The organism is Hydrogenophaga crassostreae (genome assembly GCF_001761385.1).
GTDB classification, from domain to species: domain Bacteria; phylum Pseudomonadota; class Gammaproteobacteria; order Burkholderiales; family Burkholderiaceae_C; genus Hydrogenophaga; species Hydrogenophaga crassostreae.
This window is the reverse complement of sequence record NZ_CP017476.1, coordinates 470,743-487,344: the sequence shown is the minus strand read 5'-3', so window position 1 is coordinate 487,344 and position 16,602 is coordinate 470,743. Positions and strand designations below refer to the sequence as shown.

The window sequence follows — 16,602 nt, the reverse complement described above, 5'->3', positions numbered from 1 at the left end:
CCTCTTACATCATCCGTTTAGCAGGCTCGTGATGGTGATCTTGTGACTTGCCTTTGTAACGAAGAACCTGTCGGTCCAGCTTGTCGGTGAGCTCATCGACCGCTGCATAAAGATCAGCATGGGCACATTCAGCGAACAAGTCCTTGCCTTTTACATGGATATTGCACTCGGCTTTCTGTCGCATGTCCTTCTCTTTGAGATTGTCCACCGTCAGCAGCACCTTGATATCGACCACTTGGTCGAAGTGCCGGGATATGCGTTCCAGTTTGGTGGTGACATACCCGCGCAATGCGGGCGTAACGTCCAAATGGTGACCACTGATCGTCAAGTTCATATAAGAACCTCCTGTTGCTCCAGGTTGATACAAGCCATCCGTCGGATTGCCCTCCGGACGGCCACGGGGAAGTCATGGATCCACTATGCCAATGATTTCCGGCGTGCGCAATCCCGCACTGCAACAAGCAGGGAAAAAGCACACTTCGGTTCACACACCTTGCCGATCCCCGCAATCAAAAGCTTGCCGAAGCACCGAACTCGGGGGGTTGGGCTTGTCCGTTCAACATGGATGCGACGAAGCCCAGCGCCGTTTCCCAGACCGGCGTGGGAATGTGTCATGATTTTGTGCCGAGAAAGAATTTGGCCGATCCACAAACCCCTCACTTGAGCCGCCACCGGTGTCCCTCGACACGCTCATCAACCGCAGCTTCCTAACACCCCGACCATCAACAGAACCCAGCGACGCGTGCGCGTTGGTTCTCATGGGCGGAGGGGCACGCACCGCTTACGAAGCCGGCGTTCTCAAAGCCATCGCAAAGATGCTGGCGAAAGAAGCCCCGGGAAGCGATGGGGACCCCGCCAGCTTTCCTTTTCGCTGGTTGTTCGGCACCTCGGCGGGCGCACTGAACGCTAGCTTTCTCGCCAGTCGGGCCCACATGGGTCTGCCCGCTCTGGGCGAGCTCGCCTCTTTCTGGGCCAAACTGCAGTCGCACCGCGTCTACAAGCTGGAGGCGCCAGGCTGGGTTCGTGCCAACCGCTTCCTGGCCGGTTTGACGCTGGCGCGCCAGGTCAAACGACACCGCGCGCTGCTCGACACGCTGCCACTGGTCGACACCCTGCACAAAGCCATCGACCTGACCGGTGTCGAAAGATCTTTGCAAAGCGGTGTCATCGAGGTGCTGGGCGTCACCGCATCCAGCTACACCTCCGGAGAACACTGGACGTTCTGTCAAACCGCGCCCAACCACACTGTGCAACCCTGGCGGCGCCCAAGCAGGCGCGCTTCATTCCAGCCCATTACGATCGAGCACCTGATGGCCTCCAGCTCGATCCCGTTTCTCTTTCCGGCTGTGCCGCTATGGGTTGATGGACACAAGGAGTATTTCGGCGATGGCTCCATGCGCCAGCTTTCCCCGCTGTCGCCGGCCATCCAGTTTGGTGCACGGCGCATTCTGGTGATCGGCGTCGGCCAGCCACAACGCACGGGGAGACTCCCCTCGATCAGCCCAGAGCCCACCGCCGGCACCATCGCTGGCCATGCCATGGCCAGCGTGTTTCACGACACCGTGCACCACGACGTGGAACAGGCACAACGGGTCAGCGCCACCCTGGAACAGTTGCCCCCGGAGGTCGCGGCCGCCCTGCCTTACCATGCGGTGGAAGTCGTGTCATTGCAGCCCAGCTTTTCGATCGATGAGCTGGCTCGCAAACATGTCGCAGATCTGCCCGCAGCCACACGCAATACCCTCAAGGGCCTGGGCGCACTGGAAACCGGGGCTGCCTCCGGAGGCAGCGCAGCGTCCCTCGCCAGTTACCTCATGTTCGAACCGGGTTTTGTGCAGGCCTTGATCGAACTCGGCGAGCACGACGCCTGGCACCGCCAGCGTGAACTCAAGGCGCTTTTTCAGCCAACATGAGTTGCCGCCCGGCAGGGCAGTGCCATAATGACCTGCTTCAAGAATGACCGAATCCATCATGGAAAGCACACCTCCCAGTTGTGTGCTTTCAGCCGCCTCCGCCGCCGTCTGAGTTGCGCTGTTGCCTGAGGCAAGCGCGCTTGCCGCACCGGTTCCACGGCTGAAAGCACCGCCAGAACCGTCCACCGGCTGCGCACATTGTCTGCGCCCGGGCCCCTCAGATATTTTGCCCAGGAGCGCCTATGCTCAACGTCTTCACGCTGGTCAACGGCCGGCTGTTTCAAGAAGAAATCAACTCCAGCGACGCCCTTGAGGGCCTCAAACCGATCTGGATTGACCTGGAAGCGCCCACGCCCGAAGAGCGGCGCTGGGTCAAACGCATTTTTGGTCTGTCCATCCCGGAAGACGCGATGGACGACGACATCGAAGAGTCGGCGCGCTTTTTTGAGGAGGACAACGGCGAACTCCATGTGCGCAGCGACTTCTTGATCGACGACAGCGATGACCCTCGAGCCATACGTGTTGCCTTCATCCTGAATGAGAACAACGACAAGCTCCGAAGTCAGGGCGTGCTGTTCTCGATCCACGATGAAGATGTGCCAGTGTTCCGTTTGCTGCGCATGCGCGCGCGTCGCATGCCGGGTCTCATCGAAAACTCCAGAGACGTGTTGCTCATGCTGTTTGACGCCGATGCCGAGTACTGCGCCGATACGCTGGAGAACATCTACGACGATCTGGAAAAAGTGAGTCGCCAGGTACTGGCCGGGGCCGTGACCGACGACACCGCAGGCCAGGTGCTCTCGGCGATCGCGCGCCACGAAGACATGTCGGGCCGCATTCGCCGCAATGTCATGGACACGCGCCGCGCCGTGAGCTTCATGATGCGCAGCCGCTTGCTCAGCGCCGAGCAGTTTGAGGATGCCCGACAGATTCTGCGTGACCTAGACTCGCTTGACAGCCACACCGCGTTCCTGTTCGACAAGATCAACTTTTTGATGGATGCCACCGTCGGTTTCATCAACATCAACCAGAACAAGATCATCAAGCTCTTCTCCGTGGCCAGCGTGGCACTGCTGCCACCGACACTGGTCGCCAGCTTGTACGGCATGAACTTCCAGTACATGCCCGAGCTGAGTCAGAAATGGGGCTACCCGTTTGCGCTGGGTTTGATGCTGATTTCTGCGGCAGTCCCCATGATGTATTTCCGCAAGCGGGGTTGGTTGAAGTAGCCCCCCGCGCCGCGCTTTCAGCGCGTCACCCCCTCATGGATGCGATGCTGGCGGCCCGGCCAGGCGGCATCCTCGGTTAGTGCTCGCGCTCCGGATAGGTATCCGATTTTTCCATTTCGTCGGAAAACAGTGTTTGGATGATGGCGCCGCTGTACTTGCTCGCAACCTCCTTCAGGAAGCTTGGGAAGTCGACGTGGGCTTCGTCGTCGGCGCGGTCTGAGATCGTTCGGACCAAGGCCAGGGGCAAGTTGAAGTCTTTGCACACCTGCGCAAATGCCGCACCTTCCATTTCGACCGCCAGAGCGCTGGGCAGTTCGCGAATCAGCTTTTCGCTTTCTGGCGTGGTGCACACGAAGCGGTCGCCACTGATGACCAGACCTTGGTGCAGCTTGGGCTTGTGCAGACCAAACTTCGCGATGCTGGCAAGGTCAACATGGTCGGGCAAGGCGCCGAGCACTGTTTCACAGGCTCCAGCCAATCGATCAGACAGTTGGGCATCGCTTGGAAACTCGCTCACCCCGTGTCCGGGAATCACATAACGCGGGAAAATCGGAGACACGTCGTAGTCGTGTTGCAGCAACGATCGCGCCACCACCACATCGCCCACGTTCACGCCAGGCCCCAAACCACCAGCCACCCCGGTGAACACGATGCGGTCAACGCCAAAATACTGAATCAAGAGCGTGGCGGTGGTGGCTGCCGCCACTTTGCCGATGCCGCACAGCGCGGCCACCACCTCTTGCCCGTGCAGATGGCCCACCCAGAAATCGCGGCCGCCCACCGTCTCTTTGTGTTCATCGGGCATCAACGCCAAGACGCTGGCGAGCTCTTCGTGCAACGCGGCAACGAGGGCGATTCGGGGGATAGAAGGGGCGGTCATAGGCACCATTGGACCAGATTACCTGACCGCAATCCGTTCAATCGAAGTGCACTTCCCGAGCGAGATGCATTCACCCAGGATGCCGCGGAACCAGCTCCTCCGGGCCGCCAGCATCGCCCCCTTGAGGGGGAGACGTCGAAGGCGGCGCGGGGGTGAACCTACTAGCCCCGCAACTCGCGGCGCAAGATTTTGCCCACCGGTGTCTTGGGCAAATCGGTGCGGAATTCGATCACCTTGGGTTGCTTGTAGCCCGTGAGCTTGGCCTTGCAGAATTCACGCACCTTCGCTTCGGTGAGCGACGGGTCTTTCTTGACGATTACCAGCTTCACCGCTTCACCCGATTTTTCATCGGGTACCCCGACCACTGCGCACTCCATCACCCCTGGCATCTCAGCCACCACCTCTTCCACCTCGTTTGGATACACGTTGAAGCCGCTCACCAGAACCATGTCTTTCTTGCGGTCAACAATCTTGAAATAGCCACGTTCGTCCATGATGCCAATATCGCCCGACTTGAAGTAGCCGTCGGACGTCATCACCTTGGCTGTCTCATCGGGACGTTGCCAGTAGCCGGCCATGACCTGTGGGCCCTTGATGGCGATTTCGCCGGCCTGGCCCATGGGCACTTCGTTGCCATCGTCATCCAGGCACTTCAAATAGGTGTTGGGCAACGGCAGTCCAATGGTTCCGGTGAATTCTTTGTTGGTCACCGGATTGCAGCTGGCCGACGGGCTGGTTTCCGACAGGCCATAACCTTCGCAAATGGGGCAGCCCGTTTTCTCCAGCCAGATTTTTGCAACGGCGCCTTGCACTGCCGTACCGCCACCCACAGACACCTTTAAATGGCTCCAGTCCACTGTGCCGAAATCGGGGTGGTTGGCCAACCCGTTGAACAGCGTATTCACTGCGGGAAAACTGTGAAAACGCTGTTTAGAAAGCTCTTTGAGCACCGCAGGCAAATCGCGCGGATTGGGAATCAAGATCACTTTGCCACCGGTGCGCATGCCCAGCATCATGTTCACCGTGAAGGCGAAGATGTGATACAGCGGCAAGGCGCATACGCTGGTGCTCTGCTCGCCCGCCGGCACCTTGTTCATCGCGGGCGCGTTCCAGGCCTCGGACTGCAGTGCGTTGGCCACCACGTTGCGGTGCAACAGCACAGCACCTTTGGAAACGCCCGTGGTACCGCCGGTGTACTGCAACACCGCCACGTCATCCGGGCCGATTTCTGGCCGCTTGAGCGAACCGCGGGAGCCTTTGGCCAATGCGTCATTGAAGCGAACCGCCTGGGGCAAATTGAAAGTGGGCACCATCTTCTTGACGTTGCGCACCACGTAATTCACCAACGCACCCTTGATCAAACCAAGCAAGTCGCCCATCGCTGCCAACACCACATGCTTCACGGGCGTTTTGGCAAGGCATTTTTCCAGCGTGGCGGCGAAGTTTTCGATGATCACAATGGCCAGCGAACCCGAATCTTTCAGCTGGTGCTCAAGTTCACGATCGGTGTAGAGCGGGTTCACATTGACCACCACGAAGCCGGCCCGCAAGATCGCTGCAACAACCACCGGGTACTGCGGCACATTGGGCATCATCACCGCCACCCGATCACCCTTGACCAGCCCCAGGCCCTGCAGATACGCCGCAAAGGCCTTGGACATGCTGTCCACCTGCGCGTAGCCAATTTCTTTGCCCATGAAGCTGTAGGCCGCGCGCGGGGCAAACTTTTGAAAGCTGTCTTCCAGCAAATGCACCAGCGACGGGTATTGCGCCACATCGATATCGGCGGGCACCCCGGGCGAATAAGACCCCAGCCAAGGGCGGTCAATGGTCGAATCGGTCATGTGAACTCCAATTATTTTCGGTATTCCTGGCGCGCATTGTCGGATAGATCAGCGGGCTGGATCTCGTGTTTTTCCCTGACTTCCAACTGACAGCGTACCGCAAATGCTCAAGAGAACAACGTGTTCCGCTATCAAAATTGATGCGATCGATGGCCTGATGAACAGCCAGGTTCTTCAGGCCTTTGCCTTCACTCAAAAAGAAACCACCGCCACCTTGCCAGGTCGCGGTGGTTGCCGGGCAAGTCTGTCCCGCCTGGAAGCAAAACCGCGGTCAGCCCCTCAAAGCCGTCAGGACTTCATCGAGCATCTTCTTGGCGTCGCCAAACAGCATGCGGTTGTTCTCTTTGTAGAAGAGTGGATTGTCCACACCGGCGTAGCCGGCTGCCATGCTGCGCTTCATCACGATGGATGTGCGCGCTTTCCACACTTCGAGCACGGGCATGCCGGCGATCGGGCTGGTCGGGTCGTCTTGCGCGGCCGGATTCACGATGTCGTTGGCGCCAATGACCATGACCACATCGGTGTCCGGGAAGTCGTCGTTCAGTTCGTCCATTTCAAACACGACGTCGTAAGGCACCTTGGCCTCGGCCAGCAACACGTTCATGTGTCCTGGCATGCGACCTGCCACCGGGTGGATGCCGAAGCGCACTTTCACGCCTTTTTCGCGCAGGTGGCGCGTGATCTCGTAAACCGTATGCTGCGCCTGTGCCACCGCCATGCCGTAGCCCGGAACGATGATCACGCTCTTGGCGTCGCGCAGCATTTCGGCGGTTTCGAGCGCCAGAATAGGCGACACCTCACCCGCTGGCTCGGCGGCACCGCCGGCCGCCTTGGGCGCCGCGGCGGTTGTGCCGAAGCCGCCGGCGATCACGCTGATGAAGCTGCGGTTCATCGCGTTGCACATGATGTACGACAGAATGGCGCCGCTGGAGCCGACCAGCGCACCGACCACGATCAGCAGATCGTTGGACAGCATGAAACCGGTGGCCGCGGCGGCCCAGCCCGAATAGCTGTTGAGCATCGACACCACCACCGGCATGTCGGCGCCACCAATGGCCATCACCATGTGCACGCCGAACAGCAGCGCGATGATGGTCATCATGAACAGCGGGAACATGCCATCCGAGATCGACTCGGCATTCAGGAACATGCGCCCGAAGATGATCACCAAGACCAGACCGGCCAGGTTCATCCAGTGGCGACCGGGCAGCAGCATGGGGCTGCCACCAATGCGGCCCGACAGTTTGCCGAATGCCACGACCGAGCCTGAGAAGGTGACCGCGCCGATGAAGATGCCGATGTAGATCTCCATCGCATGGATGGAGTGCGCCGCGCCGGTGAATCCTTTGGAGGCTTCCGGGTCGACGTAGGTGGCAAAGCCCACCAGCACGGCGGCCATACCGACCATGCTGTGCATCAGTGCCACCAGCTCGGGCATCTGCGTCATCTGAACCGTGCGCGCTGCGTACAGACCGATGATCGCGCCGATCAGCATGGCGGTGATGATCCAGGGCACGCCGGCGCCAGTCACCTGCGGACCAAACACGGTGGCCAGCACAGCCAGCGACATGCCAACCATGCCGTACAGGTTGCCGCGCAGCGCCGTTTGCTGGTTGGACAAACCGCCCAGACTGAGAATGAAAAGAATCGTCGCTCCGATGTAGGAGACCGTAGCCAGACTTGCAGACATTGATGGGTCTCCTTTTTTATTTGCGGAACATGGCCAGCATGCGCTGGGTGACGGCAAAGCCGCCGAACATGTTGATGGCGGTGAGCACCAGCGCCACAGCGGCCAGGGTCCCGATCAGGCCATTGGGCCGATCGCCTGTGGCCAGCGGCGAAATTTGCACGAGCGCCCCGATGGCGATGATGGAACTGATGGCGTTGGTCACGCTCATCAGCGGCGTGTGCAGCGCAGGCTTCACATTCCACACAACCATGTAGCCCACAAAACAGGCCAGCACGAAGACCGTGAAATGCGACAGGAACTCGGCCGGTGCGTACGCGCCCACGATGGCAAACAGCACAGCGGTAACGCCGGCCACCATGGCCAGCTTGCGCGCAGGCATTGGCCCGGACGCTTCACCATGGCCATGGGTTTTTTTCGCAGCCGGGGCGGCTGGCTTGGCCGGGGGCTTGGGTGGCACCACCAGCGGCGGGGCCGGCCAGGTGATTTCACCGTCTTTCACCACAGTCAGGCCACGGATGGCATCGTCTTCCATGTTGACGTTGATGACACCGTCTTTGGTCTTGCACAGTTCTTCGCTCAGGCGAAACAGGTTGTTGGCGTACAGCGTGGACGATTGCTGGGCCATGCGCGAGGCCAGATCGGTGTAGCCGACGATGGTCACGCCGTGTTTCACCACCGCTTCGCCCGGCACGGTCAGCTCGCAGTTGCCGCCCTGCTCGGCCGCCATGTCGACGATCACGCTGCCGGGCTTCATGCTTTTCACCATGTCGGCGGTGATCAGCTTGGGCGCCGGTTTGCCAGGGATCAGCGCGGTGGTGATGATGATGTCCACCTCACGCGCCTGCTGGGCGTACATCTCGCGCTGGGCCTGCTGGAAGCCCTCGCTCATGACCTTGGCATAGCCGCCACCGCCCGAACCTTCCTCTTCGTAGTCGACCTTGACAAACTCGCCGCCCAGCGAAACCACCTGGTCGGCCACCTCTGCGCGGGTGTCGTTGGCGCGCACGATGGCACCCAGGCTGGCCGCAGCGCCAATGGCGGCCAGACCGGCCACTCCCGCGCCGGCGATGAAAACTTTGGCCGGAGGCACTTTGCCTGCCGCGGTGATCTGTCCATTGAAAAAACGGCCGAAGGCATTCGCCGATTCGACCACGGCCCGGTAGCCGCTGACACCGGCCATCGAGGTCAGTGCATCCATCTTCTGCGCACGGCTCAGCGTGCGCGGCAGCGCGTCTATGGACAGCACCGTGACCTTTTTGTCGGCCAGTTGCTGCATCAACTCCGGGTTCTGGGCGGGCCAGATGAAGCCGATCAGCGTCTGGCCTTCGTGCATCAGCGCCACTTCGTCTGGCGTGGGGCCGCGCACCTTGAACACGATGTCGCTTTCATTCCACAGGTCGGCAGCAGAGCCGGCAATGGTGGCGCCAACCGCCGTGTAGTCGTCGTCGCTGAAGTTGGCCAGCCCGCCCGCGCCTGCCTCCACTGACACGTTGAATCCCAGCTTGACCAGCTTGGCCACAGCCTCGGGGACGGAGGCGACGCGCTTCTCCCCAGTGAATATCTCGCGCGGCACGCCAATGCGTTGCGGCGTGGAGGCGGCAGCGCTGGCTGCGGCGGTTTCGGTCGGTGCGCCAGAAGTCATAGGTGGTCCTCGATGCGGTGGGTTGAAAAGATGGGGGCGAATGGGCGGTGCCAAGCGCGGGCGCCGAATGGGCTGGCTTTGAGTACCACTCCATAGCCGTCAGCGCCACGCCCTCAAACAGGCAGATTGTGGTTCATTGTGCCGCAGCTGCCCATCAGGGTCTGTCCCAGATGAGCAGCCAAGCTCCGCTTGGCGGCGGTGCCCGGATAATCACGGCCCATGAACATCCGTTGGAAACCCAGTGTCACCGTGGCCGCCATCATCGAGCGCGATGGCCGCTACATGCTGATCGAAGAGCACACCCCCGAAGGCTTGCGCCTGAACAACCCGGCCGGGCATCTTGATCCGGGCGAGAGCCCCGAGCAAGGCGCGGTACGGGAGGCGCTGGAAGAAACCGCCCACGCGTTCACACCCACCGAGCTGGTGGGCGTCTACGTTTCACGTTTTCAAAGGGAAAGCACGGGCGAAGATGTGACCTATCTGCGTTTTGCTTACTGCGGCGAACTGGGTGAGCAAGAAGTCGGACGCGCGCTGGACACAGGCATCGTGCGAACGCTATGGATGACACCAGAGGAGGTGCGGGCCAGCGTCGAGCGCCACCGCAGCCCCCTGGTTTTGCGCTGCATCGAAGACCACATCTCGGGCCAGCGGCTCCCCATGGGCGCGGTGTTCACCGACCCATCGGTGTACGCGCCCTGACTGAAGTCATTCGCCACCTGACACGCGACCACGCAGCGCTTTGACCTGGCCCCGGTTCACTTTGGAATCCACCCGCCGGCGCTGTGAGCCCAAGGTAGGTCGCGTGGCCTTGCGCCGTTTGGGCACTTTGGCCACGCTGTCGATCAACGCCTGCAAGCGCGCCAGCGCATCGGCCTTGTTGTGTTCCAGGCTGCGGCTGGTTTGCGCCTTGATCACGACCACGCCATCGGTGGTGATGCGCTGATCGCTCAAAGCGAGCAAGCGCTCCTGAATGGCCTCGGGCAATGACGATCCATGGATGGCAAAACGCAGGTGCACCGCATTGGACACCTTGTTCACGTTTTGCCCGCCCGATCCTTGTGCCCGAATGGCCGTGAAGTCCACTTCGTTGGGATGGATGGTGTGGGCCTGTTGTCCGCTCATGGCAATGAGTTTGGCACAACCTTCCAGGCCGCCTCACGCGCTTTTCCCGAACAGGCGCAAATTGGGCGAACCTCCATCGGTATCTGGCGCCATCGGTCAATAGCGCTCTTTCACGCCCGTGATCATGGCCTTGACCAGCCGGGTACGTTCCAACCGACCCATCACAATGGCCGCAGCCGCGTGCAGGCCCGCCGAGATCACCAGAGCCTCCGCCAGGTATTTGTGCAGGTTCTGCAACCAGTCTTCGCCAAAGTAAGCGTCGGTGCCCTGCATCCAGCCGGTCAACCCAAGCGACAAAACCAGCGTCATGAGCAGCAACATCATGAGCGCGCCCACCGGGTTGTGTCCCCAGTGGTATTCGGGTTGCCGCGAGCGCATGGCTTGCACATGCTGGCGCAACCTTGATGGCGTCGGAAAGAAGTCAGAGAACCGCGCATGCTTTGAGCCGATGAAGCCCCAGACGATGCGCGCAGAAACCAAGGCCGCAGCGAGGTAGCCGGTCCATTCGTGCGGCCACTCGCCCTCTTCCAGTACGAAGTAGTTGAGCACGACACAGCCCACCACCGTCCAGTGAAAGACGCGGACGAACCGGTCCCACACCGGGCGGTGCTTTTCAATGAGCATGGCGGGCGCCACAAATCTGGTGAGCCGGTTCATGCCGTTGGCGATCTGTTTATTGGGTGACTTGCTCACCGGTTTCAGGGTTGAACCAATGCTCAACGTTTTTGCCACCTTTTTTGCCATAGACCTCGTAACACTGGCCCTTGTTCACCTTGAACTTCTTGATCGCGTAGCCCTTTTCTTCGACCATTTTTTTGAACGAGGCTTCTGGCATCCACTTCTCCTTGGGCACGCTGCACGCCGGTTCGGCCATGGCCAGGCCGGCGACAGCGAGAAGGGCTGCGGAGACAACAATTTTCTTCATGACACATCCTTTTGAGACAAAGCCCAGCATGTGCTGGTGGATGTATTGCAACCGCCCAACTTGAAGCCAACCTTAAATGCACTTGTAAAAAATGTGAGCGCCCGTGGCCCGGCGGAAAACACGCGCAGGCGGTTCAGCGCAGTGGAAGCTTCTCGGGCGGTATGCCCTTGGCGTGATCCAGCCCATCGGTTGATTCGTCTTTGAGCGCGATGCCCGACAACTCACGGCGGCGGGCTTCGCACAACAGTGTGTGAAGCTTGCGGGCGGCCTTTTCAGGGGCAAGCCCTGCATCGCGAACGTTGGAGATGCAGTTGCGCTCGGCGTCGCTGCGACCCACACGCGGCGCCCAGGTGAAATACCCCCCCAGGCTGTCGGGCGAACTCAAGCCCGGGCGCTCGCCGATCAGCACCAACACGCAACGCGCCCCAAGGCATTCGCCCACTTCGTCGCCCACGGCCACACGGGCCTGTTCAACCATCGCCAAAGGGGCCAGATGCCAAGACTGGGTCGCCCCGTCAGCGCGCAACAAAGGCAGCAGGTGGGCCAACAAGGCAGGCGCATGGCGCTGCACTGCCAGCGGGGAAAGACCATCGGCCACCACCACAGCCAGATCAAACGGGGCAGCGCCCTCGGCGGGGCGAAGCGCCAAGAGCTTCTCCCGCGAGGCCTCATTCAGGCGGCGGCCCCAATCGGGTCGTTGCAGGTAGTGAGCGCGGTCAGGAGCTGCGCTGTGCAGGTGAACGGCGCGTTGGCCCAATGCCTCAAGAGCTGGCTGCAGGCCGCTCACATCCAGCTGGCCGTGCACGGCATCGCGCGCCTGAGCGTGGGCCAGTTGAAAGGCCAGGTGCGCTCTTGTGGGCTGGCTCACACCCGCGCGACCCAGCGCAATGCGCGCATCGGTGAATGCGCGCAGCTGGTTCCAGTTGGCGGGGGTGGTCATGGCGCGCCCAGGCGCTGGATGCGTTGCGCAAGGGCCGCTGGCACCTCCGCAGTCAGCCGCCAGGGGGCGCCGCCATCGGCTGTCGCCTGTTTCTGTGTCAGCCCCATGCGTTGCTGCCAGGCCTCGAATTCGGGTGCAACATTCAGGCCCAGCAACTGGCGCATGGCCAAGGCATCGTGAAACGATGTGCTCTGGTAATTCAGCATGATGTCGTCGGCGCCCGGCACACCCATGATGAAGTTGACGCCCGCCGTGCACAGCAGCGTGAGCAAGGCGTCCATGTCATCGGAATCGGCCTCGGCGTGGTTGGTGTAACAAACATCGCAACCCATGGGCAGGCCCAGCAGCTTGCCGCAGAAATGGTCTTCCAGGCCGGCGCGCAGGATCTGCTTGCCATCGAACAGATACTCCGGACCGATGAACCCGACCACCGTGTTCACCAGCAGCGGCTTGAATTGCCGGGCCACCGCATAGGCGCGCGCTTCGATGGTTTGCTGATCGCAGCCGTGGTGGGCGTTGGCCGACAGCGCACTGCCCTGCCCGGTCTCGAAATACATGACGTGTTCACCGCGCTGCCCATCGGCAAACACCGCACCACGCTGCAGTGCCAGCGCCGCTGCACGGGCCTCCGCCAGCAGGGCCAGGTCCACCCCGAAGCCGCGGTTGGCCGCTTCCGTTCCGGCGATGGACTGGAACACCAGGTCCACCGGCGCGCCACGCTCCATGGCTTGCAAGGTGTTGGTCACGTGTGTCAGCACGCAGCTTTGCGCGGGCATGGCGTAGCCCTGGATCACCTCGTCCAGCATGCCCAGCAAACGCACCACCTGCGGCACGTTGTCGCTGGCCGGGTTGATGCCGATCACCGCGTCGCCACTGCCCATGAGCAGGCCATCGATGAGGCTGGCGGCGATGCCCTTGAGGTCGTCGGTAGGGTGGTTGGGCTGCAGACGTGTGGCCAGCCGGCCGGGCAAGCCCAGGGTGTTGCGAAAGCGGGTGATCACAGTGCATTTGCGCGCGATCAGCGCCAGGTCTTGCACGCGGCACAGCTTGCTCACGGCCGCCACCATTTCGGGCGTGAGGCCGGGCGACAGCGCGCTCAGCGCGGCGGTATTGGCTGCGTCGCTCAGCAACCAGTTGCGAAAGTCCCCCACCGTGAGGTGGCCCACCGGGGCGAAAGCCGACGCTTCGTGGGTGTCGATGATGAGGCGGGTGACTTCGTCGGTCTCGTAGGACACCACCGCCTCGCTCAGGAAGCGGCTCAGCGGCACTTCGGCCAGGGCCATTTGTGCGGCCACCCGCTCGGTGGCGTCGAGCGCCGCCACACCCGCCATTTGATCGCCCGAACGCAGGGGTGAAGCCCGCGCCATCAGCGTGCGCAGGTCCTCAAACAGGTACCGCCGCGAGCCGATGGTGTGCGCGTAGCCCACGGCGTGGCTTTCTCAGTGGCCCTCTGGCGCCGGCTTTGCACCACCGCGCCAGAGCAGCAGCAGGGCCAGCACAGCAGACGCCACCATCAAAAACAGGCTCACCGCATTGAGCACGGGCGTGGCGCCCTCGCGCATGCGGCTGTACATCAACACCGTGAGCGGTGAGTCGGACCCCACCAGCATCAGCGTGGTGTTGAAGTTTTCGAAGGACATCAGGAATGCCATGGCGCCAGCACCAATCATGCTGGGCCGCAAATACGGCAGCGTGATGGTCCACAGCACCGCGGCGCGGCTGGCGCCCAGGTTGAGCGCGGCCTCTTCCAGTGTGCGGTCAAAGCGGCGCAGGCTGGCGGAGATGGTGAGTGTGGCGATGGTGACGATGTAGCAAAACTGACCCAGGATCACCAGCGGCAAACCCGGTCGCAGGAACTCCAGCTCGATCTCCCAGGTGTCGTAGGCGAAGTTGGCGATGCGGCTGGCAAAGGCCAGGATGGATATGCCCAGGATCACCCCAGGAATGACCAGCGGCAACATGGCCAGCATTGCCACGGCATTTTTGCCCGGAAACTCGAATCGCTCCAGCAAAAAGGCATTGCAGGTGCCCACGCCGACCGAGAGCAACGTGACCCACAAGGCCACCCAGGCACTGGTGCCCAGGCTTTCCAGCAGCTCGCTGTCAAACAGCAACCCCACCCGGTCGTCGGTGTTGGCCGTGAACCAGTCGAGCGTGAAACCGTTCCACGGTGGCGTGGGGTAGGCCGCGTCGTTGAACGCGAACGCTGCCACCACCAGCAGCGGCACAAACAGGAACACGAAGAAGCCCAGCATGAAACCGTTCAGGCCGACGCGCTGCGCCCAGGGACGAGGCAAACTGGGAATCACGAACATTTCTCCAAATGCACAACGCTCAGCGCGCCAGAGCACAAGTCCAGAACGCCGCACAACCGGCTTTGCCGGTGTGCAGGCGTTGCCCCTTGGGGAATCACGCGCAGCGGGGCGGGGGGGGTCATCGGTTCATCACGGCGCCAAAGCGCTGGCCGGTGATTTTTAAACCCGCCCAGACCAGCGCCGTGGACAGGAACAGCAACAGGAAGCCAAAGGCAGCACCCTGGTTCCAGTTGAAGCGGGTGATGAACTGGGTGTAGATCTGCTCGGTGAACCAGAGCGAGTTTTTGCCGCCCAGCAAGGTCGGGGTGAGGTAGTTGCCCAGGCACAGCATGAACACCACGATGGAGCCCGCGGCGATACCTGGGGCGGCGTGGGGAATGACGATGCGGCGCACGATGTTGACGGTGGAGCCGCCGAGGTCGTAGGCGGCCTCGATCAGGCTGTCGTCCAGGCTCTCCAGGCTGTTGACCAGCGGGATCACCATGAACAGCAGCGACGCATACACCAGGCCCACCAGGATGGTGGCGTCGTGGTACAGCAACTCCACCGGTTGGCTGGCCAGCCCGGTGGCCTGCAACACGCTGGAGATCACACCCGTTTCGCGCAGCAGGATCAACCAGCCCAGGGTGCGCACCATTTCACTGACCCAGAAGGGCAGCAGGCACAGCACCAGCAGCACCGTTTTGGAGCGCCCGCGCGCCACCTTGGCGATGTACCAAGCGGCCGGGAAGGCAAGCAGAAACGTCAGCAGCGTGGCCAGCACCGACATGGTGGCGGTGCGCACAAAGGTGTTCCAGTACAGCGGCTCGTCGATGAAGGTCTGGTACTGCTCGGTGCTGAACGCGTATTCGCCCGGGCCCACGCGGCCCTGCAACGACAACACCAGCAATTCGATGTGGGGCAGGATCACCAGACCGAACAGCCACAGCAACGCCGGCGCCAGCAAGAGACCCAGCATCCAGCGCTGTTGAGACGAACCGGTCATGCTGAAAAACACCAGGCCTGGGCGGGCTGATAACCAAAATGCACCGTATCGCCCGCGCGCAAGTCGGCCAGGCGGCCAGTTAACGGCAAAGCGATTTGCAAGGCAGCCTGGGTTCGCGATTCGGTCACCTGTACGGTGGAGTTCCCGCCATCAAAAAGCACACTCTGCACCTGGGCGCTCCAGGCCGGATCACCGGCGGGCAACTCGCTGGCGTTGCGCCCAATCTCGATGGCCTCGGGCCGGATGAACAGAGAGGCCTTTTGACCCACGTCCACCGGACCCATGCGCTGCGCCCAGAGCGCCAGGCCTTGCGGCGTGCGCAGTTCTACCTGCTCGCTGTTGCGCGATTCGATCACGCCTTCAAAGCGGTTGCTGTTGCCCACGAAACCGGCCACAAAAGCGGTTTTCGGCTGGTAATACAGCTGCTGGGGACTGCCCACCTGTTCGAAGCGGCCATGGTTCATCACCGCCACCTGATCGGACATGACCAGCGCTTCCGACTGGTCGTGCGTGATGTAGACAAAGGTGGTGCCCACCTCGGCCTGCAACTGTTTGAGCTCCACTTTCATGTGCTCGCGCAGCTTCAGATCGAGTGCGCCCAAGGGCTCATCAAGCAGCAACAGCGCCGGCTCCAGAACCAGGGAGCGGGCAATCGCCACGCGCTGTTTCTGGCCGCCTGAAAGCTGATCGATGCGCTTGCCCTCGCTGCCCGGCAAGCCGACGCGCTTGAGCATGTCGATCACCTGGGCCTTGGCCACCGCGCCCTTGACGCCACGGCGCTCAAGGCCATAGGCGATGTTTTCACCCACGCTCATCATGGGGAACAGCGCCAGGTGCTGGAACACCATGTTGACCGGGCGCTTGTTGGGGCCCACGCCCGCCATCGACTGGCCCTTGATGCGGATGTCACCCGCGTCGGGCACGATGAACCCCGCGATCATGCGCAGCAGTGTGGTTTTGCCGCAGCCCGATGGACCGAGGATGGAAAAAAACGAGCCCCGCGGCACGTTGAAACTCAAATCATCGACCGCCGCAAACGCACCGTAGCGTTTGCGGGCAGTCAGGACTTCGAGGTCCAACGCGGCGGCGGGACTGCCTGCGTTCAGGTCGGACACGC

16 protein-coding genes are annotated in these 16,602 nt (G+C 61.7%); 3 read left to right on the top strand and 13 right to left on the bottom strand.

From position 1 onward, the window contains the following. Positions 1-4 precede the first annotated feature (4 nt). The gene (hpf, locus tag LPB072_RS02390; RefSeq protein ID WP_066088872.1) at positions 5-334 is read right to left on the bottom strand and encodes a ribosome hibernation-promoting factor, HPF/YfiA family; all 330 of its coding nucleotides are present in this window, start codon (positions 332-334) and stop codon (positions 5-7) included. Between the two features lie 340 nt (positions 335-674). On the opposite strand from hpf, the gene LPB072_RS02385 reads away from it, so the two are divergent. Together LPB072_RS02385 and corA are read left to right on the top strand one after the other, a co-directional pair. Continuing rightward, the gene (locus LPB072_RS02385) at positions 675-1,913 is read left to right on the top strand and encodes a patatin-like phospholipase family protein (protein WP_082876846.1); all 1,239 of its coding nucleotides are present in this window, start codon (positions 675-677) and stop codon (positions 1,911-1,913) included. A gap of 242 nt (positions 1,914-2,155) precedes the next feature. Beyond that, positions 2,156-3,142 (top strand): magnesium/cobalt transporter CorA, encoded by a 987-nt coding sequence (gene corA / locus LPB072_RS02380; RefSeq protein ID WP_066088878.1) that lies wholly within the window; start codon positions 2,156-2,158, stop codon positions 3,140-3,142. A gap of 76 nt (positions 3,143-3,218) precedes the next feature. Here corA and LPB072_RS02375 read toward each other — a convergent pair whose 3' ends face one another. The 4 genes from LPB072_RS02375 to LPB072_RS02360 all read right to left on the bottom strand — a co-directional run bounded on the left by LPB072_RS02375 (position 3,219) and on the right by LPB072_RS02360 (position 9,198). Next, entirely contained in the window at positions 3,219-4,022 is an 804-nt protein-coding gene (locus LPB072_RS02375) for a 5'-methylthioadenosine/adenosylhomocysteine nucleosidase (RefSeq protein WP_066089123.1), read from the bottom strand. A gap of 161 nt (positions 4,023-4,183) precedes the next feature. Beyond that, on the bottom strand, positions 4,184-5,866 hold the full coding sequence (locus tag LPB072_RS02370) for a long-chain-fatty-acid--CoA ligase (RefSeq protein WP_066088882.1): 1,683 nt from the start codon (positions 5,864-5,866) through the stop codon (positions 4,184-4,186). A gap of 271 nt (positions 5,867-6,137) precedes the next feature. Then, on the bottom strand, positions 6,138-7,556 hold the full coding sequence (gene pntB / locus LPB072_RS02365; RefSeq protein ID WP_066088885.1) for a Re/Si-specific NAD(P)(+) transhydrogenase subunit beta: 1,419 nt from the start codon (positions 7,554-7,556) through the stop codon (positions 6,138-6,140). Between the two features lie 16 nt (positions 7,557-7,572). Continuing rightward, entirely contained in the window at positions 7,573-9,198 is a 1,626-nt protein-coding gene (locus LPB072_RS02360) for a Re/Si-specific NAD(P)(+) transhydrogenase subunit alpha (protein WP_066088888.1), read from the bottom strand. Positions 9,199-9,417: 219 nt separating this feature from the next. Between LPB072_RS02360 and LPB072_RS02355 the strand changes: the two genes are divergently transcribed. Next, positions 9,418-9,897 carry an NUDIX hydrolase gene (locus tag LPB072_RS02355; RefSeq protein WP_066088890.1) on the top strand — a complete coding sequence of 160 codons (480 nt, stop codon included), beginning with the start codon at positions 9,418-9,420 and terminating at the stop codon, positions 9,895-9,897. A gap of 6 nt (positions 9,898-9,903) precedes the next feature. Here LPB072_RS02355 and arfB read toward each other — a convergent pair whose 3' ends face one another. The 8 genes from arfB to LPB072_RS02315 all read right to left on the bottom strand — a co-directional run bounded on the left by arfB (position 9,904) and on the right by LPB072_RS02315 (position 16,600). Beyond that, on the bottom strand, positions 9,904-10,320 hold the full coding sequence (arfB, locus tag LPB072_RS02350; protein ID WP_066088893.1) for an alternative ribosome rescue aminoacyl-tRNA hydrolase ArfB: 417 nt from the start codon (positions 10,318-10,320) through the stop codon (positions 9,904-9,906). A gap of 96 nt (positions 10,321-10,416) precedes the next feature. Further along, positions 10,417-10,977, bottom strand: coding sequence for a cytochrome b/b6 domain-containing protein (locus LPB072_RS02345; protein ID WP_231943395.1), 561 nt, complete (start codon positions 10,975-10,977; stop codon positions 10,417-10,419). A gap of 16 nt (positions 10,978-10,993) precedes the next feature. Next, complete coding sequence (locus tag LPB072_RS02340; RefSeq protein ID WP_066089127.1) at positions 10,994-11,245, bottom strand: PepSY domain-containing protein; 252 nt, start codon at positions 11,243-11,245, stop codon at positions 10,994-10,996. Between the two features lie 133 nt (positions 11,246-11,378). Next, positions 11,379-12,185: an ethanolamine ammonia-lyase subunit EutC gene (eutC, locus tag LPB072_RS02335; protein WP_066088895.1), complete on the bottom strand. Its 807-nt coding sequence runs from the start codon at positions 12,183-12,185 to the stop codon at positions 11,379-11,381. After that, positions 12,182-13,552 carry an ethanolamine ammonia-lyase subunit EutB gene (locus LPB072_RS02330; RefSeq protein ID WP_231943493.1) on the bottom strand — a complete coding sequence of 457 codons (1,371 nt, stop codon included), beginning with the start codon at positions 13,550-13,552 and terminating at the stop codon, positions 12,182-12,184. The genes eutC and LPB072_RS02330 overlap by 4 nt, the downstream gene beginning before the upstream one ends. Positions 13,553-13,624: 72 nt before the next feature. Further along, positions 13,625-14,500: an ABC transporter permease gene (locus LPB072_RS02325; protein WP_096349055.1), complete on the bottom strand. Its 876-nt coding sequence runs from the start codon at positions 14,498-14,500 to the stop codon at positions 13,625-13,627. 118 nt (positions 14,501-14,618) lie between these two features. Continuing rightward, positions 14,619-15,485, bottom strand: a complete 867-nt coding sequence (locus LPB072_RS02320; RefSeq protein ID WP_066088901.1) for an ABC transporter permease — start codon at positions 15,483-15,485, stop codon at positions 14,619-14,621. Beyond that, entirely contained in the window at positions 15,482-16,600 is a 1,119-nt protein-coding gene (locus tag LPB072_RS02315) for an ABC transporter ATP-binding protein (RefSeq protein ID WP_231943393.1), read from the bottom strand. The genes LPB072_RS02320 and LPB072_RS02315 overlap by 4 nt, the downstream gene beginning before the upstream one ends. Positions 16,601-16,602 lie beyond the last annotated feature (2 nt).